At 40.2% G+C, this 24,817-nt stretch carries 20 protein-coding genes; 2 read left to right on the top strand and 18 right to left on the bottom strand.

The annotated features are described in order from the left end of the window. Positions 1-48: 48 nt before the first annotated feature. The 3 genes from SNE25_RS09240 to SNE25_RS09230 form a co-directional block, all read right to left on the bottom strand. Complete coding sequence (locus SNE25_RS09240; protein WP_321564807.1) at positions 49-549, bottom strand: DDE-type integrase/transposase/recombinase; 501 nt, start codon at positions 547-549, stop codon at positions 49-51. 1,305 nt (positions 550-1,854) lie between these two features. Further along, positions 1,855-2,760 (bottom strand): glycoside hydrolase family 16 protein, encoded by a 906-nt coding sequence (locus SNE25_RS09235; protein WP_321564806.1) that lies wholly within the window; start codon positions 2,758-2,760, stop codon positions 1,855-1,857. 70 nt (positions 2,761-2,830) lie between these two features. After that, positions 2,831-3,376 carry a DUF892 family protein gene (locus SNE25_RS09230; protein ID WP_321564805.1) on the bottom strand — a complete coding sequence of 182 codons (546 nt, stop codon included), beginning with the start codon at positions 3,374-3,376 and terminating at the stop codon, positions 2,831-2,833. 626 nt (positions 3,377-4,002) lie between these two features. Here SNE25_RS09230 and SNE25_RS09225 point away from each other — a divergent pair. After that, positions 4,003-5,301, top strand: coding sequence for a right-handed parallel beta-helix repeat-containing protein (locus tag SNE25_RS09225; RefSeq protein WP_321564804.1), 1,299 nt, complete (start codon positions 4,003-4,005; stop codon positions 5,299-5,301). A gap of 118 nt (positions 5,302-5,419) precedes the next feature. Here SNE25_RS09225 and SNE25_RS09220 read toward each other — a convergent pair whose 3' ends face one another. The 12 genes from SNE25_RS09220 to SNE25_RS09165 all read right to left on the bottom strand — a co-directional run bounded on the left by SNE25_RS09220 (position 5,420) and on the right by SNE25_RS09165 (position 20,430). Then, the gene (locus SNE25_RS09220) at positions 5,420-6,370 is read right to left on the bottom strand and encodes a GDP-L-fucose synthase family protein (RefSeq protein WP_321564803.1); all 951 of its coding nucleotides are present in this window, start codon (positions 6,368-6,370) and stop codon (positions 5,420-5,422) included. 5 nt (positions 6,371-6,375) lie between these two features. Further along, a complete protein-coding gene (gene gmd, locus SNE25_RS09215; protein ID WP_321564802.1) occupies positions 6,376-7,491 on the bottom strand; it encodes a GDP-mannose 4,6-dehydratase in 1,116 nt (371 codons plus the stop codon). 149 nt (positions 7,492-7,640) lie between these two features. Beyond that, positions 7,641-8,393 (bottom strand): WecB/TagA/CpsF family glycosyltransferase, encoded by a 753-nt coding sequence (locus tag SNE25_RS09210; RefSeq protein WP_321564801.1) that lies wholly within the window; start codon positions 8,391-8,393, stop codon positions 7,641-7,643. A 247-nt stretch (positions 8,394-8,640) separates the two neighbouring features. After that, the gene (locus SNE25_RS09205) at positions 8,641-9,372 is read right to left on the bottom strand and encodes a carbohydrate deacetylase (RefSeq protein ID WP_321564800.1); all 732 of its coding nucleotides are present in this window, start codon (positions 9,370-9,372) and stop codon (positions 8,641-8,643) included. A gap of 308 nt (positions 9,373-9,680) precedes the next feature. After that, positions 9,681-10,259, bottom strand: a complete 579-nt coding sequence (locus SNE25_RS09200; protein WP_321564799.1) for an acyltransferase — start codon at positions 10,257-10,259, stop codon at positions 9,681-9,683. After that, positions 10,256-11,167: a glycosyltransferase family protein gene (locus tag SNE25_RS09195; RefSeq protein WP_321564798.1), complete on the bottom strand. Its 912-nt coding sequence runs from the start codon at positions 11,165-11,167 to the stop codon at positions 10,256-10,258. Before SNE25_RS09195 ends, SNE25_RS09200 begins: the two co-directional genes overlap by 4 nt. A 33-nt stretch (positions 11,168-11,200) precedes the next feature. Beyond that, a complete protein-coding gene (locus tag SNE25_RS09190; RefSeq protein WP_321564797.1) occupies positions 11,201-12,184 on the bottom strand; it encodes a glycosyltransferase in 984 nt (327 codons plus the stop codon). A 290-nt stretch (positions 12,185-12,474) separates the two neighbouring features. Then, on the bottom strand, positions 12,475-13,686 hold the full coding sequence (locus tag SNE25_RS09185; RefSeq protein WP_321564796.1) for a glycosyltransferase family 4 protein: 1,212 nt from the start codon (positions 13,684-13,686) through the stop codon (positions 12,475-12,477). 86 nt (positions 13,687-13,772) lie between these two features. Continuing rightward, entirely contained in the window at positions 13,773-15,158 is a 1,386-nt protein-coding gene (locus SNE25_RS09180; protein ID WP_321564795.1) for an undecaprenyl-phosphate glucose phosphotransferase, read from the bottom strand. A 207-nt stretch (positions 15,159-15,365) separates the two neighbouring features. Continuing rightward, positions 15,366-16,526, bottom strand: a complete 1,161-nt coding sequence (locus SNE25_RS09175) for an acyltransferase (RefSeq protein WP_321564794.1) — start codon at positions 16,524-16,526, stop codon at positions 15,366-15,368. Between the two features lie 46 nt (positions 16,527-16,572). Continuing rightward, positions 16,573-17,010 (bottom strand): GNAT family N-acetyltransferase, encoded by a 438-nt coding sequence (locus SNE25_RS09170; RefSeq protein WP_321564793.1) that lies wholly within the window; start codon positions 17,008-17,010, stop codon positions 16,573-16,575. 24 nt (positions 17,011-17,034) lie between these two features. Beyond that, entirely contained in the window at positions 17,035-20,430 is a 3,396-nt protein-coding gene (locus tag SNE25_RS09165) for a non-ribosomal peptide synthetase (RefSeq protein WP_321564792.1), read from the bottom strand. 420 nt (positions 20,431-20,850) lie between these two features. Between SNE25_RS09165 and SNE25_RS09160 the strand changes: the two genes are divergently transcribed. Next, on the top strand, positions 20,851-21,090 hold the full coding sequence (locus SNE25_RS09160; RefSeq protein WP_321564791.1) for a hypothetical protein: 240 nt from the start codon (positions 20,851-20,853) through the stop codon (positions 21,088-21,090). Between the two features lie 68 nt (positions 21,091-21,158). Here the strand turns inward: SNE25_RS09160 and SNE25_RS09155 are convergent, their stop codons facing one another. The 3 genes from SNE25_RS09155 to SNE25_RS09145 form a co-directional block, all read right to left on the bottom strand. After that, positions 21,159-21,821, bottom strand: a complete 663-nt coding sequence (locus SNE25_RS09155; RefSeq protein WP_321564790.1) for a CatB-related O-acetyltransferase — start codon at positions 21,819-21,821, stop codon at positions 21,159-21,161. Between the two features lie 890 nt (positions 21,822-22,711). Continuing rightward, positions 22,712-23,584, bottom strand: coding sequence for a glycosyltransferase family 2 protein (locus SNE25_RS09150; protein WP_321564789.1), 873 nt, complete (start codon positions 23,582-23,584; stop codon positions 22,712-22,714). Positions 23,585-23,620: 36 nt separating this feature from the next. Next, positions 23,621-24,628, bottom strand: a complete 1,008-nt coding sequence (locus tag SNE25_RS09145) for a hypothetical protein (protein WP_321564788.1) — start codon at positions 24,626-24,628, stop codon at positions 23,621-23,623. Positions 24,629-24,817: the final 189 nt, after the last annotated feature.

Genomic DNA, 24,817 nt, shown 5'->3' with positions numbered 1-24,817 from the left:
GACATCGTTTCACTTATTTACTGACAGTCAACCAATAATTTTGCACTTTTATTCTGTCTTTGTTGGGGTCATACATTGCTTCGACTTCTTCTGATAACGGCGTTTTAGCGACATTGAGGTAACCATATCCATTGGTGTTTTACCATTAAGTGAACTATAACATCTAAACCAATTATAGTGGAATTGCCATTGTGAAAGCAAATTAGGCAGATCCGGATCTTCGATATCTATCGTAGAATAAAACTCATCCAGATCTGTTCTTTGCGTCCTTTCCGCCTTGTCATTGAGGTGCGGTGAACGTGGTTTCACAGGTTTGGAACTGATACCATATTCCATTAATCTTACCTTAAATGAATAGGCAAAGAATTCCAGGCCTCGGTCCGTCTGGGTACGTTGAATCGGAAATGGCATTTGCTCAATGACAGTTTCGAGAAATTTTAATGTGTTGGTGGCGTTGCGGCTTGGATACAGCTCAATAATTTTAAACCCGCTACAATCATCAATGGCGGTATATTGGTAAAGTCTTGCTGCTATCTTGTAGAGATCCATTTGAACTAAGCTCGACATGGCAACAGAAAACTCGAAAACCGACCTAAGTTCCAAATCGCACTGCTACTCCTTATTACGGTTATTATTTTAATATAAGGTGCAGCCAAGCAGTATATGTATTATTTAAATTTCAATTTGGATATATTTTCCTTTTTGGAAATAACTGAGCTTCTGCCCCAAACCATATTTGATTTATTTGTGGCTACATTTATATCATAGTTGGATATTTTGTTGATGTATGGTATAGTACGATAACCAATGATAACCCAAATAACATTCCTGATTACCATATAAATAAAATAAATTTATGGTACCAGACTCGGTATTAAAGGAAAAGAGAGCGGAATTAGCCACTCAAAATGCTGCTAACAACAAAGGATTGGGGAAAGCCATTATGCAATTCCTATTCTGTTCATAGTTTGAGTCAGCGTACATCCTATCGCTTTAATTGGGCTATATCATGAATTGCCTACTTCCCTACCGAATCCTATTTGCTTCCGATTTTCAAAGCCGCTTTTCAGGGCTTTTTCAAGGGTGGTTTAAATATTTGAGCATTTGGAATCCCACACGCGCAATAGATATGAAATTGTCGCAGATAAGGTTAATCATGTTTCGAGCGTAAGCTTTTTATATTGCAAAAAGTAAAAATTTTGTATTCTATTACGATTTCAAAACAAATCTCGTGACAGCCTATCCCATGAGCTTGGTTACCCAGCTTTCAGTTGGCGCCGAATAAACTATTAGAAACAACAAACTTTTATCAAACATCTTTATGATGGATATAGACGAAGTTCAGTGAAGGAAAGCCGGTTATAAATGATTTTTAAACATGGATTTTAAATGTTTGCAATACAAAAAAACTGGTCAACCCATAACTTGTGGACTTCATGTTGAGGGTTCAGTTCAGGCCCCAGCAGAACTAAGCACATATGGCTACTGAATTATTCAATAGTCTGATGCCCTATATTAATCTATGGAATACATCATGCCTGACTATTATTTCAGCATGAATACGATGAGCCATGTTTATTTGAGCCAAGGCAAAACCATCATGTAATAGAATGGGGCAAATGATTGCCTTTAATTGGGAAGTATTTTCCTCGAAATCTATGTTGATCACCGTCTAAATCGCCATTTAAGATATATTTTCAAAATGGCGCTGCTTTTGAATTATCCTTTTCGCCTTTCTAAAAGAGCTGTTTTTTATAGGTAGATGTAGGGCCGAAATACTGCGAGAGGATTTCGGCCTGTTTTTCATCCTATGGTTCATCTTAAGCGAACTACTCCAAAATGGGGTAGCATGGACTAAAGAGGCTTTGAAGAGCTGAATATTTTCACATAATCCACTACCATTGCACCTGGCACAACATTAGCCGGCTGTAAATTATTATAATACAATCCTCCTACCGGCAAGCTTAACGACAAGGATTGCATTTTACCGAACATGGCCGGAATATAACCTCCTTGAGTTTTCGTCTCAACTAATTTGCCGTCAATGTACGTTCTAATCGAGGTTTGACTCCATTCGAATTCATAAACGTGAAAAGCGGCTGACAAATCTCCGTCTGTGACGGTTGTGCTCAAGCCATTTTTGACTAAATCCTGCAAGGGCACCTGGCCATACTGATAGTCTGATAGCAATTCATCCTTATCGGAACCTTTCACTTCTAAAAAATCGATTTCCCCATTGGTAGGCCAGTTTCCGCCAAAACTATAAAGAAGCGATGTTAGCCCATTGCCTGGTGCCACTTTTAACCTGGCCACGATCCTAATCACCGGAGTAGTCGCATTAATTGAAATCTGTGCTTTGCTAACTATCCAACCAGAGGAATAATCAAAGGATTTAACGGGATCAGCACCTACTATTTCAGGGCCAGTAACTGTTTCTTTTTTTGCACTTATGGTTAGATAACCACCTGAGATTTTGAGATTCGCGGCCTGGTAACAGGCTAATTCCTTTTGGACGCCTCCATTCAGTACCCGCCATTGCGACAGATCGCCGTTAAAGTTATCCTCAAAAGATTTGATCCAGCCTTTGTTAGTGAGCGCCGTATCGTTAACGTCATAATTAGGAATAACGTGTACCTGGCCAGGAGATAAAGGCACACTTTCATTTGGAACAGGAGCGAGTCCTATTTTGCTGCAGCTGCTAAGGATCAGACAACCTAAACCGGCTACCAGCATACGAGTAAGATAAGTAGATGTAGTCATATATTTCTATCGTAGATATTGAATTTTAAATTATACTTTAATTTATTCCAGCTATTTCTTTTGGAACGAGCTAATGCGCATCAACTCGCATACCGATGTCCCTCACATATTTAGTGGCAATCATCAGCATTAGTGCTTTATCGGCTTTTGATTCCTCAAAATTTTCCTCTAATATTTGTTTTATTCGATCATCCTTCAACTGACCGGATAGAACTTCCAGCATTTGAAATGACGCCAATTCAATGCTTTCTACCTTAAGCAAATAGCAAAATATAGATAAATCGCGAGCCACCATATTGTCGTGCTTAAGGTCGATCGCCGAAAAAGCGTTTTCGAATACCGAAATGATTCCGCTACAGCTGCTGAAAGAATATTCAAGGCCCAGCAACTGGTAAAGCTCATCCATTCTGGACAACTGATTTTCGAGCTCATCGAGCGTTCCTAGCATAGCGAATTTCAAGTCTGCAAAAGCGACAAATTCCACGACCTCAGAAAGCCTTTCCAGTAAATGAGATTTCGCGCAATAAATGCGATTCAGATTATCAAAAAAAAGTGGTTGGAGTCCTTCCTGTATTGTTTCGTACGATGGAGGCGTTATTTCCTGTGCTTGCCTCATTGCTGTGTTATGCTCATTGCTGATTGTTAGTACTTCCTCTGCTACTCAAAACCCTTGCCGAAAACATTGGCTGAAGAATTGCGCAACTATTCTGACTCAAAATCATTTCAAAACGCGAAGGATAGCTGTAGCTGGCTACTTACACAGGAGAAATGCGAAATAATCTATTTGATTTAACAATATTATTTCTTGCTATCACTAAGTTTATAAAATGATTAGCACTTTCATTGTGGATTTTTTTCCTCATATGCCGGTATAAATGAGACATAAATTACTCGTAATTACATTATTCTTAGCAAACCCAATTCCATGGTTGCTTTGCAGTTGTTTAATAGTTAGCGAGAAATCAGAAAATCATCCTATTGCAGCTCCGGCGCAGCCGATTTTCTCCAACTGGCTTGTTTTATTGATTTATGGACGAATTTAACGCTATCATAGGTTTTCCTATCCATACATATTATATGATACTCTTTTTTAAACAGACTAAAAGTTACTCCGCCACATTATTGTTATTTTTGTACGTTATTGTTCAATTTACAGATGCGAAAGCCACGACGCTTCAGATACAAAAAGATGATACGGACTCCCTTCAGTTACTACTCAATACTGCTCCCAAAATAATTCATTTGACCAGAACTTTGGTTATTAACAGAACCTTAGCAGTGCCACCTGGTGTAGATATTGAGGGTGGCACATTAAAGAATGGTACTAACATGTCCGGAACCTTATTGACTAATAATACTTTTCTGAAGTATGAAGATGGAGCAAAAAATAGATTGACACATGTTAAATTTGAAAGTAGTGGCGATTTTCAGTTGAGTAATTGGGCTAACGCGGTGGTCGTTTTAAAAAATTGCAGAGACATCACTATTGAGCAATGCACCTTTAATCTTAACCAGGCCTACGCACCCAAAGGTGCTGAAGGTGTATGGATAACCGGCGAAAATTCCTCAGGCAACCGAATCCTTTTCAATACTTTATACACCGCAGGCATTGAGTATGCCGAAAACGGCTCAAGTACTGGGCTTATCAAAGGCAACTTGATCATCAACGCCCATTCCAATGCCCTCAGCGGTCACGGCAATGGAAAAAAAAATTGTAATCAGAATATTATTACACAGAATATTATTACTGATGCGGGCTTTATAGGTATCGAAGATTGGGGTAACTGCTATGGATCTGTCATATCCGGTAATCGGATTACCGGTACAGGGAAAAGCCCCAGTCAACAGCACGAAGGGATGGGAATTTCTGCTGTGGGTACTAACACGATTGTCAAAGACAATATAGTCCGGGATGCCCGCTTATACTACATCGAGTCCCGCGGCGCCGGACATATGCTGATCACTAATAATCGGATCATCGATTCGCAATTTAAAGCAATCGGGATTATTTCAAATTTCACAAGCCCGGCGAGTGACGGGGATACGACCATCGGGTTTAGTTCTATCCATCACAACTCGATACAGGGAACAACAGAAGGTATCCAGGTTTTTGGAAACTTTATAACCAAGCTGCTTGTAGATTCGAATACGCTTGTTAATCCCAGAGACCGCGGAATAGATATTGACAGCGACGCTGGAAATTACCAGGTCGAAGTATTAGCCAATAAATTCATTTTCGATAGCTCGACCGGACAATCAAGACTTGCAATTCTGGCTTTTACCCGACAAAAGGATTTGACTGGGCAACGATTATTGATAAAAAATAACAAGTTCACTTATCCTCAAATAGCATTAACGCCGACACCGCGAGAAACCGTATGGTTAATTGGAACCAATAATTCTACGATCACCGGTAACGCCATACTTTCTAAGGACAAAAGTTTAAGGATCCTTAGCACCACTGGCGCCAGTGTTACCGGGCTCAAAATATCCGGAAATGTTTTGAATGGTCAAGTTGCTACGATCAAATCAAGAAACTAACTAACTTTCAATATAAACAAGGTCTGTATCCTTCGATGTAGACCTTGTTTGATTTATTAACTATGTACCTGAGACGAACTTTGCCATTCTCCGTTTCTACCAGAATATGTCCAGTCAATCAAGCATCTTCATGAACAGGTTCAGCATACTTATTTTTAAAATCCTGATAAGCTATAGCAATGCCATCTTTCAATTCAACAACATGTTTCCAGCCCTGGTTGTGGAGCTTGGTAACATCCATTAATTTTCTGGGCGTTCCATCTGGTTTACTGTGGTCAAAATTAATTTGTCCTTCATATGCCGTCACCTCTTTTATCAGGTATGCCAACTCTTTTATGGTAATATCTTCTCCTGTACCGATGTTAACTAATCCGCTCTCATCATAGTTTTGCATCAGATGATAACAAGCGTCAGCCAAATCATCAGCAAATAGAAATTCCCGTTTGGGTTCACCCGTTCCCCATATGGTCACTTCCGGCAAGCCGGCATGCTTTGCTTCGTGAAAGCGGCGGATCAAAGCAGGTAAGACATGTGAATTTTCAGGATGATAATTATCGTTATAACCATAAAGATTGGTGGGCATTACTGATATATAATTACAGCCGTATTGATCTCTGTAAGCGTCACATAATTTAATGCCGGCAATCTTGGCAATGGCATAGGGCTCATTCGTTGGTTCCAGATACCCGGAAAGTAAGTATTCTTCCTTGAGCGGTTGAGGTGCCAGTTTGGGATAGATACAACTGGAACCTAAAAACATGAGTTTCTTTACACCATTCTGATAGCTGGAATGGATCACGTTATTCTGTATTTGCAGATTTTCGTATAAAAACTCCGCCCGATAGGTATTATTTGCGATAATCCCACCCACTTTTGCCGCTGCCAGAAATACGTAGTCAGGCTTTTGTTCCAAAAAAAACTGGCTTACCTGATAGTGATCTCTTAAATCTAGTGCAGATGAATCTCTGAAAATCAAATTTTCATAGCCTTCATTGGTCAGTTTACGAAACAATGCGGATCCTACCATTCCGCGGTGTCCGGCAATATAAATCCTGGATTTTTTTTCCATGATGTCTATTCGAATTGATTTTTAACATAATAACCGGCTTCCTTCAGCAAAAGTTCTTTTCTGAACGACTCAACATCAGCCGCCATCATGTCTTTAACCAATGCTTGTAAATCATATTTAGGTTTCCAGCCCAGCCTAGTATTTGATTTGGTGGGATCACCGATCAGCAGGTCCACTTCTGTAGGCCTGAAATATTTAGGATCGATGGCGATAACTTCTTTGCCAATCTCGATTTGAAAATCCGGAGAAGCACAATATTCTACATAGCCTTTTTCATTGACGCCTTCACCTTCAAACCTTATCGTAATCCCTACTTCAGCAAACGCCATGCGCACGAACTCGCGAACTTTCGTGGTTACTCCTGTTGCGATTACGTAATCCTCCGGTTTTTCCTGTTGCAAAATCAGATACATCGCTTCCACATAATCCTTCGCATGCCCCCAGTCTCGCTGAGCATCAAGATTTCCTAAGTATAATTTATCCTGTAAACTCATGGCAATTTTGGAGGCAGCACGTGTAATCTTGCGGGTTACAAAAGTCTCGCCACGCAGAGGACTTTCGTGATTGAAAAGGATGCCGTTACAGGCATAAATTCCATAAGCTTCGCGATAATTCACCGTTATCCAGTAAGCGTACATCTTAGCTACAGCATATGGCGAGCGCGGGTAAAAAGGAGTAGTTTCAGATTGAGGAACGGCTTGAACAAGACCGTACAATTCCGATGTAGAGGCTTGATAAATTTTAGTTTTTTTAGTAAGTCCCAGTATCCTGATGGCTTCCAGTAACCTTAACGTTCCGATGCCATCTGCATTGGCCGTATATTCCGGTGTATCAAAACTTACCTTTACATGGGACATCGCTCCCAGGTTATAGATCTCATCAGGCTGAACTTGTTGTACAATCCGAATTAAGTTCGTGCTGTCGCTCAAGTCACCGTAATGTAAAATCAAACGCTGATCCTCATCATGAGGATCCTGGTACAGGTGATCTATGCGATCGGTGTTAAATAGTGAGCTCCTGCGTTTGATACCATGCACCACATATCCTTTAGAAAGCAATAATTCGGTCAGATAGGCACCATCTTGTCCAGTTATCCCTGTGATCAATGCTACTTTTTTCATTTAGAAAGTTAGATTTATTTAAATATTAGACGAGTGTTAGTATTATCCTCCAGCTTTTAGAGGTAATTTGAATCCCAACCAGTGAAGCTATAGGGCGCACTGTCCGGCAAGAGATCACCGGGATTGGGATGCCCCATTAAATGAAAGCGTTAGGCCTGAGCCCCTTTTAATAAAGATTGATTCAATTTCGATCTGAGCAGCATCCACACAAAAGCCGGACCGTAAACGACGTAACGTTTGGCCATTCGTCTGGGTTCTTTTACTAACCTGATAAACCATTCCAAACCCAGGTCTATCCAAAATTTAGATGGGCGGGAAATCGTTTCCGCGTAAAAGTCAAACACCGCGCCAATAGCGCAAATGGCTCCTACTTCGAGCCTGTCTTTGTTAAGGTGTGTCCAAACCTCCTGTTTGGGGGCGGTCATACCGACAAACAACACATCGGGTCTAAATTGATTAACAACTTCTACCATTTTATCTGTATCTTCTTTGGAAAATGAAGATTTGAATGGAGGTGAATAGGTTCCTACACGAATGTTCGGAAATTCACGGCTCATTTTCTCTTTTATTTTCGCCAGGGTCACCTCAGAAGATCCCAGATAAAAACAGCTCCCATTTACAGCATTTAATTTATTTAAAAAATAGCTATGAACGTCCGCCCCTGCTATTTTTTTTATATCTTGTTTATTTAGAAATTTTACGGCGGCTACTATACCAACACCATCAGGAAGCAGAATATCTGAGTTACTCAGAGCGTCTTTGAATTCCTTGTCCTTTTCTGCGATAACATAAGAATATTGGTTAACCGTATTAATTACGCATTTGGAATCAAATTTAAGTTCATCTAGCTGGCAGCTAAGAATTGAATAATCAGACAGTGGCACGGTAGAGAATTTTTGCATCGACTTTTGTAATTTGAATTAACGTTTGCCGGATACTTATTAAGGTTCGGCAACGACTCATCTGTACAATTATTAAGCCTAATTCATAAAAAGGAAAACTTAAGTAATGGTTATTTTTTCCTAGCTTTATAGTTAAAAAACGAGGCGTTAATTGATCTTATTGCAATCATTACTGTATTAAAACAAAACACCTAATTTTCTCCGTGTAAAATAATTCCCAGCATTGGGGATTATTTACCCTTGTCATCTATTTCCGACCTTGTAAAAAGGAAATCCAGTTGGTGATATCAGAGGGGTGGTAGTGATCCGTCAGCTGGTCCCCACTCAGAAAATCCGGGTGTAACATAATTTCCACACGCTGATCCTGAGGTTGTAATTGGTGGTTTGCAATATAAAAATCTATGGTTTGAAATTTGTCTGCATAGTTGCAGCCGGCGGCGATGATTTTTTTATTTAAAAACCTTCTGAAAAAAAACTTAAAAAAATTCCCTTCATTAAACGATTGAGCCAACCGTAATTTAAGCTGATACTGCCGTGCCAATGCTAAAAAAATCGCGCTAAAGCCAGGTAAGGTATGCAAATGCAGATGTGCATCGAGATGCGTAAGCCGGATGCCGGCTTCCAACGCGCGATTAATTTGAGCTTCTATCTCCCGATGAAAAGATGCTCTCGTTTGAGAATCAAGGAATTTGATTTTCTTTCCCGTTTGATCAATATTCCATTCGCCATTTTCAGTAAGGAAGGTTTTATTGGAGAAATTAGTCAACGGCTTGCCTTCCGCTAAATTGGTGTGCAGACCTACATTGATGATGCTTTCGTGCCTCAGTGTAAGTTGTATGGCTTCTTCGAAACCTTCACAATTGACCATTAGCGATGTACTATTGATTAGTCGCTCTTCGAAGCAATATAAAATGGCCTTATTAACTGAGGAATTGAACCCAAAGTCATCCGCGTTGGCGATTACATTTAGTGGTATCATTTTTTGATTAGATGCTTTAACAAGTATTAACAGGTTAGGTTTGAATAAAGAGTACTTTTTTTAAACGTGTCCGGAAATTAGAGGAAGAGTTCTAAGGGCAATGTTAAGGCGATAACCATTTATTTTCCGAAGCAGCATCATAACGACTTGAATAAAACTGGATAAAAATAAAGATTTTCTGTTGTTGTGCTATACTCCGTGTTTCTAAAACGGTGTTGTCGTTTTATTAAGCCATTAATGTAAAAAACCGCTGAAAGCGGCTTTTCTGTTTACTTTTCGGTAAGGGGGCAGGATTGTGTCAAGAAAATTTAGACGGGCATATCCGATTGATGGTTATGCGAATGCAGATTGAAATAGGTTCTGCGATGAGCTTGCGTATCTTCAGGGGAATTAAACCTGTCCTTGATCTTCTTTGCCGGAGATCCTCCGGTAATGGTATAAGGTTCTACATCCTTGGTAATCACCGAACCTGCGGCAATAATACTTCCGGTGCCAATTCTAACCCCACTCATGATAATTGCGCCGAACCCGACCCACACCTCATCTTCGATAATGGTAACCGAATCCATGCCACGCCAGTTATAGTCCTGGTCTCTAATTTGGCTGGAAAATCGAATAGCAGTACCAATCTGTTGATAATGATGATCATAGCGGCCAACAATGGCAACATGATTTCCGAATATAACGTCATTGCCGATCATCACATCAGATTCAATCTGCGAATAGCGCCCGATATAAAAATTATCGCCGATAACCAACGTTTTCTTTGCCCATATGCGTACTCCTTTTCCTGCATGAAAATTCTTACCTATCTTGTATTTACGCCATTGTATCCGGGATAAATATAGGTCTCTGCACTTTTTTAAAACCTTGATTAAATTATTCATTTAAAGTAGCGTATAAATAGTGTCTCAATTTTTGATTTTATCCTGGATGCAATACCCATTTTTCGTTGAAACTGTTTTTGGTAATGGTTATTGAGTACCGGCAATCCCGGTAAAATAAAATTCGTTAAGTGTTGGGTATCCAAGGAAGGAATGTAGCGTGATGATGACCCGTTGGTATGCGTGGCGAACTGATCAAAACCATTGTTGTAGATTTTTGATAGCCGGGGATATAATGTTAATCCATTCTGCTTGTACTGATTAAAAAACCATCGGATAGCCCAGGAGTCCAGCTGACCGGTCATCTGTTTGTCGAGCATACTGTTTAGGTCAGAACCACCTTTGGCAAATTGCTTCCTTGCCTGATTATCGTTTTTAAACTGATCATACTCTTTCATTTGCCAGTCTACGTTTACCCAGCGGTCTGCCCAAGTAGCCCATCCCCATGACCATCCTCTGTTCAAAAAATAGGCTTCGGGAGGATTACCTGAAGATTTCGGTTTCAGATGAAAACTGTAGCCCGAGATGGAAAAAACTTGGGGATGATCCGCATAAACATTCAACGCATTATTCATAAAATCGAGGAAGTTTGGTGTCGTCAGCAAGTCGTCCTCCAGTACTATCACTTTCCCAAATTGTTGAATTAGCTCAGATGTCCCTTCAATAATGGAACGGGCAAGTCCTTTATTTTCTGCAGCCTCCCGGATGGTCACGCTCTTAAAACCAGAAACCCCCTGGAGATAATCGCGAACCTCATCAACGAGCATTTTGTCACTTTCGTTACGTGGACCATCTGAAAAGATATACAGCAAGGAATCAGGGGCTAAAAAATTTTGTTGTAACGCGGCTATGGTTGCTTTTAACGGTGCAACACGTTTATAAGTAAAAAGTATAATTGGAGCAAAGCTCATATCTGTTTTAGTGTTGTTAGTTATTGATTTACATTAAACGCCAACAGTATCCCATCCCTGAGTGTTGTAGCGGCCATCCCAAAAATTAATCAGGAAGTTTGCTATAAAGCTTTTCTTTTTTACAGGCATCGCCTTCAATAACAGCAAAGTAGATAACAATTGGTTGCCCATGTTTTCATAGTTTAACGAGTCTATTATTTCAAGAGAGGTTGCGGACATTTTTTCTTTTAGTTCCGTCGACAGCTGAACAAATTGAATAATTTTTTCGCTCATCGCCTGAATATCGGAAGGTGGAAAACTATAGCCGTTCAGCCCATCGATTAGCAGTGTCTCCGCAGCATTTACTTTATTACTCAATAGCACCGGCAATCCGGCAGCCATGGCTTCATTAACCACAAGGCCCCAACTCTCCGACCAGCTTGGCAAAATAAAGGCATCTGAATCAAACAGATATTGCGGTATAAGGTCATTCGGAATAGCACCGACAAACTCCACCCTTTTCAATCCCAGCTCATCCCGTAAACCGGTCAATTGTGAATTTAAGGTTCCGTCTCCAAGTATGACAAGCGTATCCAGATCACTCTTCTCCTCGACTGTTTTCCATGCTTTGAGCAGGTTGTCAAGATTCTTTATGGGGACTAGCCTGGCCACACAAATTATTTTACGGTTATTAAATCGCTTTTGCTGTTTAAACTTGAATAAGTCATTATCAATACAGTTGTAGCCATAAAAGAAGTGAATGGAAGCTGTACTATACAAAGCAGCATATTCCTCCTCATAATCCTTAGATGGTAGCCACAGTGCATCAATTTGATTCGTTATCGTATCTTTAACCTGCTGAACAAGAGCATTTCGTTTGACATTTGACGGCTTCGCGTCATCAAACATGATAAATTTCTTGTTATTATTTTTGGCCCACCTCAAACCAAGTGCTCCCGAATAAAACACAATTGATCCGGCAACGATCACATCTGGATTGATTTCAGCTAATTTGGAAAACAAAACCTCTTTAATCATAGCTTTGGAAAGTTCATTATCCCTGTGATCAGGAAATAAACAGTTCCACCAGACCTCTTTGTTATCATATGGATCAAAAACATAAGGCGAGCCTTTGCCGAACAATTCGATCACATAAAGGTCAATATCACGGGATTTAAGGAAGCTCCGTAAAAAAGTAAGTCTTCGCTTCCAATATACCCGTAAATCATTATGTAAAATTAATACCCTCAATTGATGAAAACTTTATGTTTGAAAATCCTGTAATACTTATTAAATGTTCTGCAGCCATCTGTTACCTTCGCCTCGCACTACACAGGGTAGTAGCTGTTGACGATGTTGCTGATTTTTTCCGACATGGTTTGTTTGCGGGCAAACTCACTGGCGGCTATACTCATTTCACTCACAATTTGCGGATGATGATGTAAATGGATGATGGCTTTTTTCAACTCCGGAATAGCGATTTCCGGCGAACTGGCATCGCACCTGATACCTGTCCGGTCTGTAACTACTTGGGATTGACCATGCAAATTCAGCGTAATGATCGGCATACCAAACGCTTGCGCTTCGAGTAATTGCGCTGGGCCGGAGTCTCTCAGTGAGGTAAAGAAGAATATATCGTGCATATCATAAAATAGCCTTACTTGTTCATAAAGTACATGGCCGACCATCTTCACGGTATCCTCCAATGCATACTCTTTTATCTTCGCGGAGATGATCTCCTCCATTTCTCCATAGCCAACTATTGTTAATGTAATCTCCGGAAGATCTTTTAGTTGCTGCATAACGTCCAACACCAGTAAAAGTCCCTTTCTGGGCATAAACCTGCCGACCCATAATAATTTTAGATGACCATCAACCGTCTTCTTTTGTTTAAATTGTTCAGGAAAAAAGCTCTCAGGTAAAGCCATATCCAATGAAATCTGGCAGTTTTTTGCTCCTATAGCTTTGGCCATAGCTAATGTTTCCTGATTGGACACCAATACTACATCTGCTTTTTTAAGCATTTTTTTACATGCCGGATTATATTTAATCATCCAGTTGCTCACCTTTTCTCTTTTCAGTTCAGAATTCCAATGATTAAGGAAGTATCTTCTGAAGTTTTCCGGTGCCTGTTGACCTCCACCGGCAGGACCAAATATAAACGGTATCCGGAGTCTGTATAAAAACGACCCCATTTGCAGGCTGCCCCAGGTTACGTGGTGAGCAAGTTCAAATTTCATTGCCCGGTGTAGGGATTTCCCTTTCTTGTAAGCCAGATATTGCCACAACATGTAATGCAGATAAATGGATGCCTGTGTCATTAGATACAGCGCCTCAGTTCCCAGCGGCATGGCGACATAATGGAAATGAAGATTGTCGATTGGCGGATGAGTTTCGATACTTGGCCGGTTAACACTTCTGGTAAGACAATGCACCACATAACCTTTTTCTGCCAAACCCTTAGCCCAGTTCCATCCATTTCCCTGTTCTGATCCTTTGTCAGGTTCACAGGCAAAGGCCGATAAAAGAATTTTTCTCATATTACTTCAGGATTAATCTCGTTGACAATCCGGTCCTTTTTGCGGTGATGACTATGTCTTGTCCCGCTTTTTTAAAATAGCCGTTACTAAAACGCATATTTATCCCCTTTAATAGTTTTAAAAAATGTTGAAAATATAATTTTAAGATCCAGATCGAAACTCCAGTTCTGCATATACCAGATGTCAGCCTCTACCCTGGCACGCATAGCGTCCAGCAGTTTCGTCTCCCCCCTGAGACCATTGATTTGAGCCCATCCGGTGATACCCGGCTTAATAAAATGGCGTACCATAAAATGATCAATCAGATTGGCATATTCCTCCGTGTGTTTAAGCATATGCGGTCTGGGGCCTACAACGGACATATCCCCTAACAAGACATTGAAAAACTGAGGCATTTCATCGAGGCTGGTTTTGCGAAGAAAAGCGCCGATCCTGGTGATCCTTGAATCGTCCTTGGTGGCCTGTAAATGATCAGCATGTGCATTTACACGCATGCTCCTGAACTTAAAACAGCTGAAAGTAGTATTATCTCTGCCTGACCTCGGTTGTACAAAGAAGACCGGCCCCGGTGATTCCATTTTGATTAAAATATATATAATCGGGAAAAGCCAACTCAATACCAATACGATAACTAACAGTGAAAAAATGAGATCAAAAATCCTTTTAGCTATGCGATTAAAAATATTCTCCAGGGGCTCATACCTTAACGAAAGCGCATTCCCTTTAATCAAGGAATCAGGAAGGAGTATTTGAAGGTAATCGAAGTGCTGAGGAACAAGCCTAAACCTGACCATATTCCTACCAGCTTCCTTAATCAGGCTTTCCAATGTACTTCTTTTAGTGGGATCCAGGGCACAGAATATCTCGTCAACTTTATGTTCTATGACGTAAGTCATGCAGGCATCGATCTTACCTAAATACACAAATCCTTCAGCAGCCGGCTTGGTATCATCAAACAAGCCGAGCAATTCATAACCGATCATTTCTTTTTCAAAACGATTGTAAAAATCCATCCCGTTTTTGCCCTCCGTTAACATAATGGCTTTCCTTGTTTCCCCGTAAATCATTAATGAACTACCTGCCGTCTTGTAAAGGCAGTACTTGCCCAGCCAAAGGAGACAACCAAACAATGTTGTGGCATAAAACAACGACTCCTTATCAATGTGGTAGATCTCCTCATTATTGATAACGATCAGGACATAACATGTCAAAAAAATATACAGTATGAGAGTTTTGATCGGTTTAACGAGCAGGGGGCCACGCTGGGAATGCCGATAAAGCCCAACCACGTTGGATGCCAAAAGCCACAATAGGTTCAAGATTAAAATCAGGTTCAATGGTGACTTATCCGGCATCCAGGGATAAAATGCGTGATGAGACAGGTTGTAGACCACCATCCATGATATATTCAGCACGAAATAATCCATCAAAACATTGATCATTCTGTTGATAGTCTTGTAATATTCACTCATTTCTAATTATTTATAATGATTAATGATCTTGCAAATTCGTTAATACCACATTGCATTGGCCATAACCAGCCCAATCAGAGCCGGTTGCCTGTTTTGTTTGTTCTAATGTTAGTGCCGTATTTTACCCTTTATGTAAACAGCACTAAGTCATAGTCATCATCCGCATTACGGCAGCCTGTCGCAGGGCGTAACTTCGCAGATCGCTTATTACCGTTCAGCCATCGCTAAATTGGTCCTTGTTGCTTTGGCAAAATCATAATGATCCTGTGGTTTGTGGAGTGTAAACAACCACCAGGCATTAAGTTTAAGCGCAATGTTATAGAACAACATCGGTATCACAATTCCCGATGTCCATATTAAAGCAAACAGCAGAGGAACATTAGCAATTTTTAATATGCTGATGAAGATGATCCTCATAATGTTCATAACAATGATCTGCATACAATAAATATAGAGCGAATGGTAACCGATAACCCTCAAAAAGGATAGCACTTTATATTTCTGCAGTAAAAACGAAAGACTAACAGATAGCGAGCAACCTATTAGTGCCTCAAATAAATAAAACCAAGGTAGTTTATGCTCGACAAAGTTGATTCCGTCCTTCCCGCCATGTAGGTTCAGTTCTGTGAACTTGTATTGAATGATGATAAAAAGTGCCAGTAACGGCAGAAAAACTTTCCATGACGTATAACGCTTCACAAAGCGCTCATTCAGAAATATATTAGATATGGTATCCCCCATCGCGAAAAATAAATAAAACTGGCAGATATCGGTGAGTAGTCCTGCCTGCAGGTCATGAATATTAATATATCCTGCGATGGAAAAAAATACAAGACCAATGAGCAACTGGATAGCGGAAGTAAGTTTTAATTTTGTTTTAAGCAAGGAATAAATCACACCAATAAAAAACAGCGCATTAAGATACCAGAAATGACCCGTTTGCCGTGGGTTGATGATTAAATTCAGATAACTTGCAGGGGTAATATCTGCATTGGTGTAACGTGCAGATATCAGGGCAAGTGAAATTTGTATCCCTCCCCACATCATCAAAGGGAACAAAATATTATTGACCCGGTTGAGCAGATAAGCCTGCAAACCCCGCTTACGCAAACTATTGGAAATTAGTATTCCGGACACGATAAAAAACAGCGGCATCCGGAAACCGTACAAAAATGTTCCTATATAGTTAAAATATGGATACGCTGACATATTGATGCCATGATCCAAAAGCATAAAAAAACAATGTCCATAGGCGACAAGGATAATACTAATTCCTTTATCGTAATCCAGCCAGAGAAATCGCTTATCTCTGAGAATGAATTTACAGTTGAAAAGATCTATATTTTGAATAAAGCTCTTAGGTTTCATATAAAATTTATTGGGGTAATATTATGGTTGATGGCCAGCAAATCATTTAAAGTTGTTTAAACATAAATACGTATTGCTCAGTGGTGGTATAGTTTATTTTATTATAAAACTGATACGCCGGCATATACTTATTTGTCATCAGCACAATTAACTCCGCACCTCGTTCCTTGGCCTTGTCGCTGCAAAATTGCATCAGACGTTTCCCGTATCCTTTACGCTGCTTTTCTGACGCAATAAAAAATTCATCAATCATGAGCTGGTCGTTCGTCCACCAGGTCTTGAAGTGTCCAAGCATGGCGCCAACAGCGACATTATCATCATATAAAATAAATCCTATAAAATTAGAGGAAGTAATATACTCGGTAAGGTACAGAGAAGCCTTTTCTGCGGTCCATAGATAATTCCAAGGCGCCCCGTTATAAGCTTTTAAAAAAACTTTTATACAGTCGGCTAAATTTTCTTTAGTCAGGGATACAATAGTCATTGAAATTTTAATTGTTTAGTTTAATTAATGCAGATCCGGGTTGGTCTGACTATATTGTGTCAATGTTCTTTCCAAAATATCTGCCAGTATGCTCACATTAGGATTTTCGAGCATGGAAAGGTGATCACCGGGGACCTGGAGAACCTCAACACCATTCCGGGCATATTTTTTCCATCCCAGATATTGCTCGTCATTGACGTAATGAACGCAGATATCTGCCCGAAATAAATAAACCTTATTATCGAATGGTTTAAGTTGGTATTTACGGAATGCCGCAAGATGCTTTTCTTTGATAATACCAATTTGCTGGTAAAACTTTTCTGATTCTTTAGCCAAGCGTTTTTTCGCGGCTTGTTGCGATTGGTTTTTAAAGGTATTTACCGGTTGAGTAACTGAATTTCTGATAAAAGTCAGCAGCTTAGGAATATTTCTTTTAACTTTTTTCGGAAATAGTTTGTACCAGTCTTTATATTCTGTTTTTTCGGCATTCGTGTCAAACATGATCAGCATGCTTACCTTTTTGCCCAAGACGGAAAGCTGACGGTTCATTTCCACCGCTACATAACCACCAAATGAATAACCAGCTAAAATATAAGGGCCATCAGGATTATGTCGCAAAATTTCCTCCAGATAATGTGCAGCAATGTCCGGGATAGAATCGAACGGCTCATCGATGCCATTCAGTCCCTTGGCCTGCAAACCATAAATGGGTTGATCCTTGTCTATACAATTCGCCAGCTCGCTGAAATTAAGCACGTTAAGGCCTTCTCCATGAATAATATACAGAGGAGCTTTGGATCCGGAAGGTTTAATGGGGATAAGGGACGTAAATACAATATCCTGATCATCGTCATCAATAAATCTGGCCAGAGATTCTATATCTGGATGTTTAAAAAGCACAGAGATCTGAAACCCTTTACCAGTACGTTTCTCAAACTTAGACAATATCTGAACGGCTTTAAGCGAATGGCCGCCCAACTCAAAAAAATTGGCATTTAAAGCTATCCTGGCTATCCCCATGCATTCCTGCCAAATGGATTGTAAAATTAATTCTGTTTCGGTAGCCGGTCTGGCCTCTGCGGTGACTACATCTTGTGGATGAACATCAGGCAGGGATTTTCGGTCAATCTTTCCGTTGGAAGTTAATGGCAAAATTTCCATTTCCACCCAAACCGAAGGTATCATATATCCTGGAAGCTTGACCCGCAAATAATCCATAACGGCCTCCTTATTGAATTTGCCGCCTTCAGGCATCACGTAGGCAATCAGTCTTTTTTTTCCCTGCTGATCATCCTTGGCCAGGACCACCGCATTACATATAAGATGACAACCTTTCAATACGTTTTCAATTTCCCCCAACTCAATTCTAAATCCTTGTATCTTTACCTGATTATCTACTCGGCCAATAAATTCCATATTCAGGTCAGGCATCATTTTACCCAGATCACCAGTGCGGTACATCATACCCCCCAAAGTTTTATTAAATGGATCAGGCACAAACGCTGCTGCAGTTTTATCCGGATCATTAGCATACCCACGGGCCACGCCAACACCACCAATGTATAAATCTCCAACCACACCAAAGGGAACCGGCTGCAATTGTTTATTCAAAATATAAAATAAATTGTTGGCTATCGGTTTACCATAGGGAATACTGTTCCATTGATCCGACGTTGCAGTCACGGGAAAAAAGTTTGACCATACAGTACCTTCTGTTGCACCGCCAAGGCTGATAACATTGGCCGCTGTCATATATTTTTTAATCCGCTCCGGCAAACTCAGTGGGATCCAGTCACCACTTAGAAATACGGTCTTCAGGCCGGAATAACGATACCCCTGCTCTTCGGTATCCAGATTCAAAATTAAATAATCCAGCGTTGTAGGAACTGAATCCCAAAATGTAATCTGATAATCCACTAACATGCGCTGAAGCTGTTTTACGTCACGTATCTGATCCTGGCGGGCGATAACAATCTGGCCACCGGCTGATAATATTCCGAATATATCATAAACAGAAAGGTCGAAACACATGGAAGTAATGAACAACAGCCTGTCCGTAGCGTCTACATGAAAGGTTTTGTTAACCCAAAGGATCAGATTAACAGCAGAATGGTGTTCGATCATCACACCTTTTGGTTTACCAGTTGAACCGGAAGTGTAAATCGTATAAGCGAGTTGCTGGCTGCTGACCTTTACGTTCGGGTTAGTCATCTTGCCATTATCGACGGCATTGAAATCAATTATTATAAATTTGCTGGCATCAATCATCGACTTGAGCGGATAGTTGTTGTCAGCAATAATTAGTTTTAGCACCGATTGATTAAAGATATATTCCTGCCGCTCAATCGGATAATCCGGGTCAACCGGAACATAGGCCCCACCGGCTTTCAGGATTCCCAGCATTCCAACGATCATACTGAAATCCCTTTCTGCCAGTATGCCTACATTATCACCTGGAAGCACCCCCTTCTCAATAAGTGAGTGGGCCAGACGATTGGCTTGTTGATTCAGTTGTTGATAAGTCAGGGTACGCTTGCCCTGAATTAATGCGATGGCATCTGGATGCGTGTCGGCGCGCTCTTCAAAGAGCGAAAATAGTAGCTTTTCTTTCGGGTATGGGGTTGCAGTATTATTGAATTCCACAATAATTCTTTCCCATTCCTCTGCGGAGAGCAATTGGTATTCCCCGATTTCTTGATTTGGGTTGGCGGCCATTAACTCCAGTAGCTGACTAAGATGCCCGATGAATTTAGAGATAAAGGCAGGATCAAAATAAGCGGTGTTGTAGCACAATGATCCGGAAATCCCGGTGATTGATTCATTAAAAAATAGCCCTAGATAAAAACTTTCAAAATAAATATCAATAAGTGCTTTTAGCTCGCTGCGCGACGTCACATCGCCGGTTTGATCGAAACCAAATAAAGCCCGGAATACATCTTTATCAATGTTGAAGTTTGACAAAATAAGCTGCAGGTCATCAAATCTCAAATTATTAGCGTATTGTGTATCTAACCGCGTAGCCTTCAACTGCTGAATAACCTCAAGGCAGGTTGTCTCTCCACTGATAAAGCTCCTGATCGCATGAAAACCACATTTTAAGGCATAATCGCCTTCATGCTGATTACGTAATCCGATTTGGGTGATAAAAAGGTCTTCCTGAGCCGAATATCGTTGCAGCAAGATTTTATAAGCTGCGAGTAATATGAGGTCTATGCCGCAATCTTGCTCCTCAGCTAAAAAAGTAAGCGTTTTAAACACATCCTCGCCTACTACTAATTCTTGTTCTCCAATACCTTTTTGAGCAGTTCCCGTGACAGATGCTCCGGTTGGTAACTTTAACAATGGGAGTGTTTCGAATTTATCTCTATATTGTTCGATATTGACTAATATTTCTTTGTTGAGTAGATAAGATTGTGACATAGAGGCTGAGATATTTAAGCTTAACTTGGATTTGAGATATTTTTTAAAAATCGAACAATATTAATTTTCATTGCTTTGTAACTTACCGCTGGTTGATTTATAATCGAATAGACCTCCAAGCTGATGGCACTAACCCATATAATAAATTTGATATAAACAATAAGATTGTTACTAAAATCTTTTATATTTATCAGATGGTTTGTTATTCTTTCCCTGTAATCGTATCGCTAATTTTCAATACTTACAGGCAAGGAAAACGTTTTTATAACGTTTAGGCACTTGGCAAAAAGTAAGCCAAAAAATAATAATATTTGTGCGGTGGTAACTTTATGGTTTATTTCACGTAAAACGCGAAAGCTTGCATGAACAGTGATTGTTTTGGGCAAATCATGGAATAGGAATTGGAATCGAACCCTTATTATGGATACTGAATTAATGATGAATAAAATAGACGCTGAAAAAATGAGGGACCTGGCCGACAATCTGAAAGGGGAAATACCCAACTGCGGTTTCGCATTAATAGTTTTCCAGCCGGACGGGGATAATATGGTTAATTACATATCTAATGTAAGTGATGATTTTATGATTAAGGCGCTGGAAACGCAGTTAGACGCGCTGAAAAAGAACCATACCTTTCCTACCCCGGAACGGAAGGACTAATCACCTCTATGGGGTGCAAATCCACTCCGTTTTATAAAAATATTTTTTTACGTTATTGACAATAACCGCTATATTCTTTTGATAAAGGAAGTGACGTCTTTAAACAGGTGACTATTGGTTTGAATTTTCTCCATATCCCAGCTCCACCATTTTATAGTGAGTAACCGCTCAATCTCTGCGGGTGCGAACCGATACTTCCTGACTTTTGCAGGCAAACCGGTTACGATGGCATATGGTTCAACGTTTTGGGTTACCACGGCGCCTGTGCCGATTACTGCCCCGTCTCCTATCGTTAATCCGTCTAAAATCGTGACGTTATTCCCAATCCAGACATCATTACCGATGCGCACAATGCACCGCTCATCTTCATTGACAAATTTATTCTCTTTAAATAGACTTTCCGTCACAAAACTAAACCCTGCCTGCTTAAACAATGAGAAAAAGGCTGGGTGTGTGGATACAAAGTCGCGAGTGGGATGATTCCCTAAGCCAGTTTGAAGATTACTGCCTATGGAGCAAAAACGTCCGATGTGTGTATATCTTATGATGGCATTTGCACTAATATAGGTGGCTTTTCCTATAATAGAGGTTGATATCTCACAGTTTTTGCCGATTACATTCCAACCTTCAAACTGACAGTTCATGTCAAGTAGGACGCCCTTACCCAATTGCAGATGTGCTCCTTTATATCGATACCGGTACCAATTCCGTTTAATCCAGCTTTTCACCATGAATTAATTTATATGTATAATTCGCGGTAAAACTCAATTCACGCACCGAAATTTTGCGGACCGGCTTCTTTTCCTGCCGCATAACGTAAGATGTCCGTTATTTCATCAATTGGAATATGATTAAAAGAGGACTTGCTCCAAAAAAATAGTAAAATTCATGTTACAAACAGAATTATTGACGGGAATATAAATTTCAATTTCTGCCGAACGGGGTCATTTGTTCCTATCTTGTGGATTATTTACCACAGAGCTTAGAGTGCCAAAAAGTAGGCTATTATCTTTTTAAACTTATTTCCTGTTCCATTTTTATAGCTACAGGCACCTGTGTTACTTGGGTATCTGAAGGCAACAGAAAATACGACTATGCTAAGCATAAAAGATTTAAATCTGGGGAAATAAGCAATAGCTAATCACCTAAAATTGTGGTATGGATAGCTAAGGTCCGGATGTTTACCGCCACTATACGATTACAGATTTGTTGCTCCTCACTACTGCATTTGCGGGAAAAACTAATCGCTGCATTTTGCTGAAACTCTATAAAATGATCACCACAAAGCTAAAACAATGTTTAAGCACACATCAAATTGTCAAAAGCAAATGTTTAAATATTTTAAAGCCCTCATGATTGGTGCCTTAGACTATTAAAACACCGAATAGCACATTATTGGCGGGATACCGGCAATAATGACCGGATAAAACTCCCTAAACACCATTTTCTGCACTTTTTAGGGTAATTGCTGTTAGGTAGACTATTCTGCATTAACAATTAATTTCTCTTTTTCTTTTGGTTTCTTTCGGTGCGAGGCCTGGATGGCCAGTTTGGAAAGCAAAAAAGGTTTTCCGGGAAGGAAAACCTAAGTATTCATATCGATTTAAGAAATGCCGACCAATCAGGCGTGTTCTTTTTTAAACGTATCGTAAACGGCGGGAAATAATGTTTTCAGCCATAACTTGAAATAAGCCGCAGGCAACATGAACGAAAAATTCCGCTGAATATAAATGCGATATTCTTTGAACGCCAATCCTTTGGGACTATACAAGTGTTCAATACGCTTTTTCAGTGAAACCTTACCCGATAACCAGGTGACGCCATGATCGTTCTCGCAATGCCCGTAGTATCCAGGTGCTACCCAAACCTTCAAGCCATTTTTAACTGCGGTATAAGTATAGTCAAAATCAGCAAAGCCATGCGTGTAAACATCGGTTAAGATGCCTATTTTTTTTACTGTAGCGCGATCCACAAGCATAATATTGGCGTTACCGATCTCACATGTTTTTAACTGCTCAGCATCCGGTTGCTGAACAAACGTAGAACCGGTGGTAAAGTTCTTGATTTTACGTCCGCCATAGGTTATCGTTCCCTTGGTTGGATCAAGTACAGTACCCAACAAAATATGACCACTCCCATCAGCCTGATTGTATGCCGCGAGCAACCTTCGCAATGCATCTGTGGACAGAACTACATCATCATTAAGCAGTAAGTAAAAATCATAGTCCTCTTGTCGCAGAACATGCTCCCATAGCGTTCTCATCCCTCCGGCCCAAAATAGGGAGCCAGAACCCTGCACCACATTAATTTGGGGAAACATGGCTTTGACACGTGCTCCTGTCCTATCGGGCGAGGCATCGTCCAGCAGAAAATAATCAATAGCACAATTTTCAGGCATTGATTGATTAAGCAGACTTTCAAGAAAAACCGTTGTTTTGGCAATGCGGTTATAGCAGCAGCATAAAGTCGCGATTTTTATTTTTTTTTCAGGCACTTTCTATTTTTTAATATAAGTTGATAATATTTCATTTCAGCAAAGCTGTTGTTCAACAACACTGGTATCTTCAACGTCAAGCTCATCGGCAGGTCTACTGTAGTGATAAAGAAAGAAAAACGCGAGCACGTTTTGCCATATCAATATAGGCTCTCCAAAACTCAGAATGAGCACAACAAGGACAGCATAAACCACCAGCTCGTTGCCGGATACAAACTTCTTGAAAAGCATCGCATAGCGGTATATTAAGTAGAACAAACCGATAAGACCGAATTTCGCAATGAAATCGATGATCCCATTAGATATATTCACATTGGCCAGTTGCGTGACCGCATCCTGATACATATTGGATATCCCCCATACTAATTTCTCTCCAAACAAACGATAAATATAGATGACGCTTCCGAATCGATTTAATGGCAACTGCCCACCGTGTTTCAAATAAAACGTCCCCAGGGTTTCCATATGTTCTACGTCATGCAGATCCTGTTTATAAAGTTCAATAATTTTACCAAAAAGGAATGGGACCTTGACGGCTGCTACCGCGATTACTGGAGCTGCAAATAGGAATACCTTGCTGAATTTACCGCCATTACCCCGATAGTAAATCAGCAGATTGACCATCAGCGCTATATAAGACGTCGTCGATAAGGTAGTTATAATTGCAAGTATCAGGAGCAACACGTTCTTGTCAAAGACGAATTTTTTGGAAAAAAAATACATCAGCAGTGCCATGTTCAAGAGGCACCCAAAAGCCCCCGGTTCCCAGGCGAAGCCTGAATTTCGGACGCTGTGGTTTCTGTCAAATGTAAAGATCAGAAAATTGGTATAGTCGGGATTCGAAGTCCTGGGCGGGAGGTGTATAAGACTCCCAATAAAGAACACGATGTCTCCGTTAATGAGTTGAATGAAATAAAAGAAGATAGATATACCTGCCCCAATAATCGTAATTTTGACCAGGTAGTTTAAGGCTTCTTCTTTAAGTACAGCACAGTATAAAAATGACAGCAGGATGTATTTAAACAAAAAGACAAGATCGCTCATAAAAAATGCTATCGATACATTATTCAGACAGAGAAATCTTAAACCTATAAATCCGACATAGAGCAAGCAAAACTTAACGAATAAGCGAATATCTGACCGTTTGAACCGATCGTAGCTTATCCCTACCCAGATAAATAAAATGTCCATTAATAAATAGTTAATCTCAAAGAAGGAAAAAAAGCTCCCCTT

Origin of the sequence: Mucilaginibacter sabulilitoris (genome assembly GCF_034262375.1) — a bacterium.
Lineage (GTDB): Bacteria > Bacteroidota > Bacteroidia > Sphingobacteriales > Sphingobacteriaceae > Mucilaginibacter > Mucilaginibacter sabulilitoris.
This window is presented reverse-complemented; position numbering and strand designations above follow the sequence as displayed.

Excerpts from the sequence above, each read along its gene's own strand:
- SNE25_RS09230 (WP_321564805.1), bottom strand. The coding sequence starts at position 3,376 with ATGAGGCAAGCACAGGAAATAACGCCTCCATCGTACGAAACAATACAG.
- SNE25_RS09200 (WP_321564799.1), bottom strand. The coding sequence starts at position 10,259 with ATGAATAATTTAATCAAGGTTTTAAAAAAGTGCAGAGACCTATATTTA.
- SNE25_RS09160 (WP_321564791.1), top strand. The coding sequence starts at position 20,851 with ATGGATACTGAATTAATGATGAATAAAATAGACGCTGAAAAAATGAGG.
- SNE25_RS09175 (WP_321564794.1), bottom strand. The coding sequence starts at position 16,526 with ATGAAACCTAAGAGCTTTATTCAAAATATAGATCTTTTCAACTGTAAA.
- SNE25_RS09185 (WP_321564796.1), bottom strand. The coding sequence starts at position 13,686 with ATGAGAAAAATTCTTTTATCGGCCTTTGCCTGTGAACCTGACAAAGGA.
- SNE25_RS09155 (WP_321564790.1), bottom strand. The coding sequence starts at position 21,821 with ATGGTGAAAAGCTGGATTAAACGGAATTGGTACCGGTATCGATATAAA.
- SNE25_RS09145 (WP_321564788.1), bottom strand. The coding sequence starts at position 24,628 with ATGAGCGATCTTGTCTTTTTGTTTAAATACATCCTGCTGTCATTTTTA.
- SNE25_RS09205 (WP_321564800.1), bottom strand. The coding sequence starts at position 9,372 with ATGATACCACTAAATGTAATCGCCAACGCGGATGACTTTGGGTTCAAT.
- SNE25_RS09235 (WP_321564806.1), bottom strand. The coding sequence starts at position 2,760 with ATGACTACATCTACTTATCTTACTCGTATGCTGGTAGCCGGTTTAGGT.
- SNE25_RS09210 (WP_321564801.1), bottom strand. The coding sequence starts at position 8,393 with ATGCAAAAATTCTCTACCGTGCCACTGTCTGATTATTCAATTCTTAGC.
- SNE25_RS09240 (WP_321564807.1), bottom strand. The coding sequence starts at position 549 with ATGGATCTCTACAAGATAGCAGCAAGACTTTACCAATATACCGCCATT.
- SNE25_RS09180 (WP_321564795.1), bottom strand. The coding sequence starts at position 15,158 with ATGAGTGAATATTACAAGACTATCAACAGAATGATCAATGTTTTGATG.
- SNE25_RS09220 (WP_321564803.1), bottom strand. The coding sequence starts at position 6,370 with ATGGAAAAAAAATCCAGGATTTATATTGCCGGACACCGCGGAATGGTA.
- SNE25_RS09195 (WP_321564798.1), bottom strand. The coding sequence starts at position 11,167 with ATGAGCTTTGCTCCAATTATACTTTTTACTTATAAACGTGTTGCACCG.
- SNE25_RS09190 (WP_321564797.1), bottom strand. The coding sequence starts at position 12,184 with ATGATTAAAGAGGTTTTGTTTTCCAAATTAGCTGAAATCAATCCAGAT.
- gmd (WP_321564802.1), bottom strand. The coding sequence starts at position 7,491 with ATGAAAAAAGTAGCATTGATCACAGGGATAACTGGACAAGATGGTGCC.
- SNE25_RS09165 (WP_321564792.1), bottom strand. The coding sequence starts at position 20,430 with ATGTCACAATCTTATCTACTCAACAAAGAAATATTAGTCAATATCGAA.
- SNE25_RS09170 (WP_321564793.1), bottom strand. The coding sequence starts at position 17,010 with ATGACTATTGTATCCCTGACTAAAGAAAATTTAGCCGACTGTATAAAA.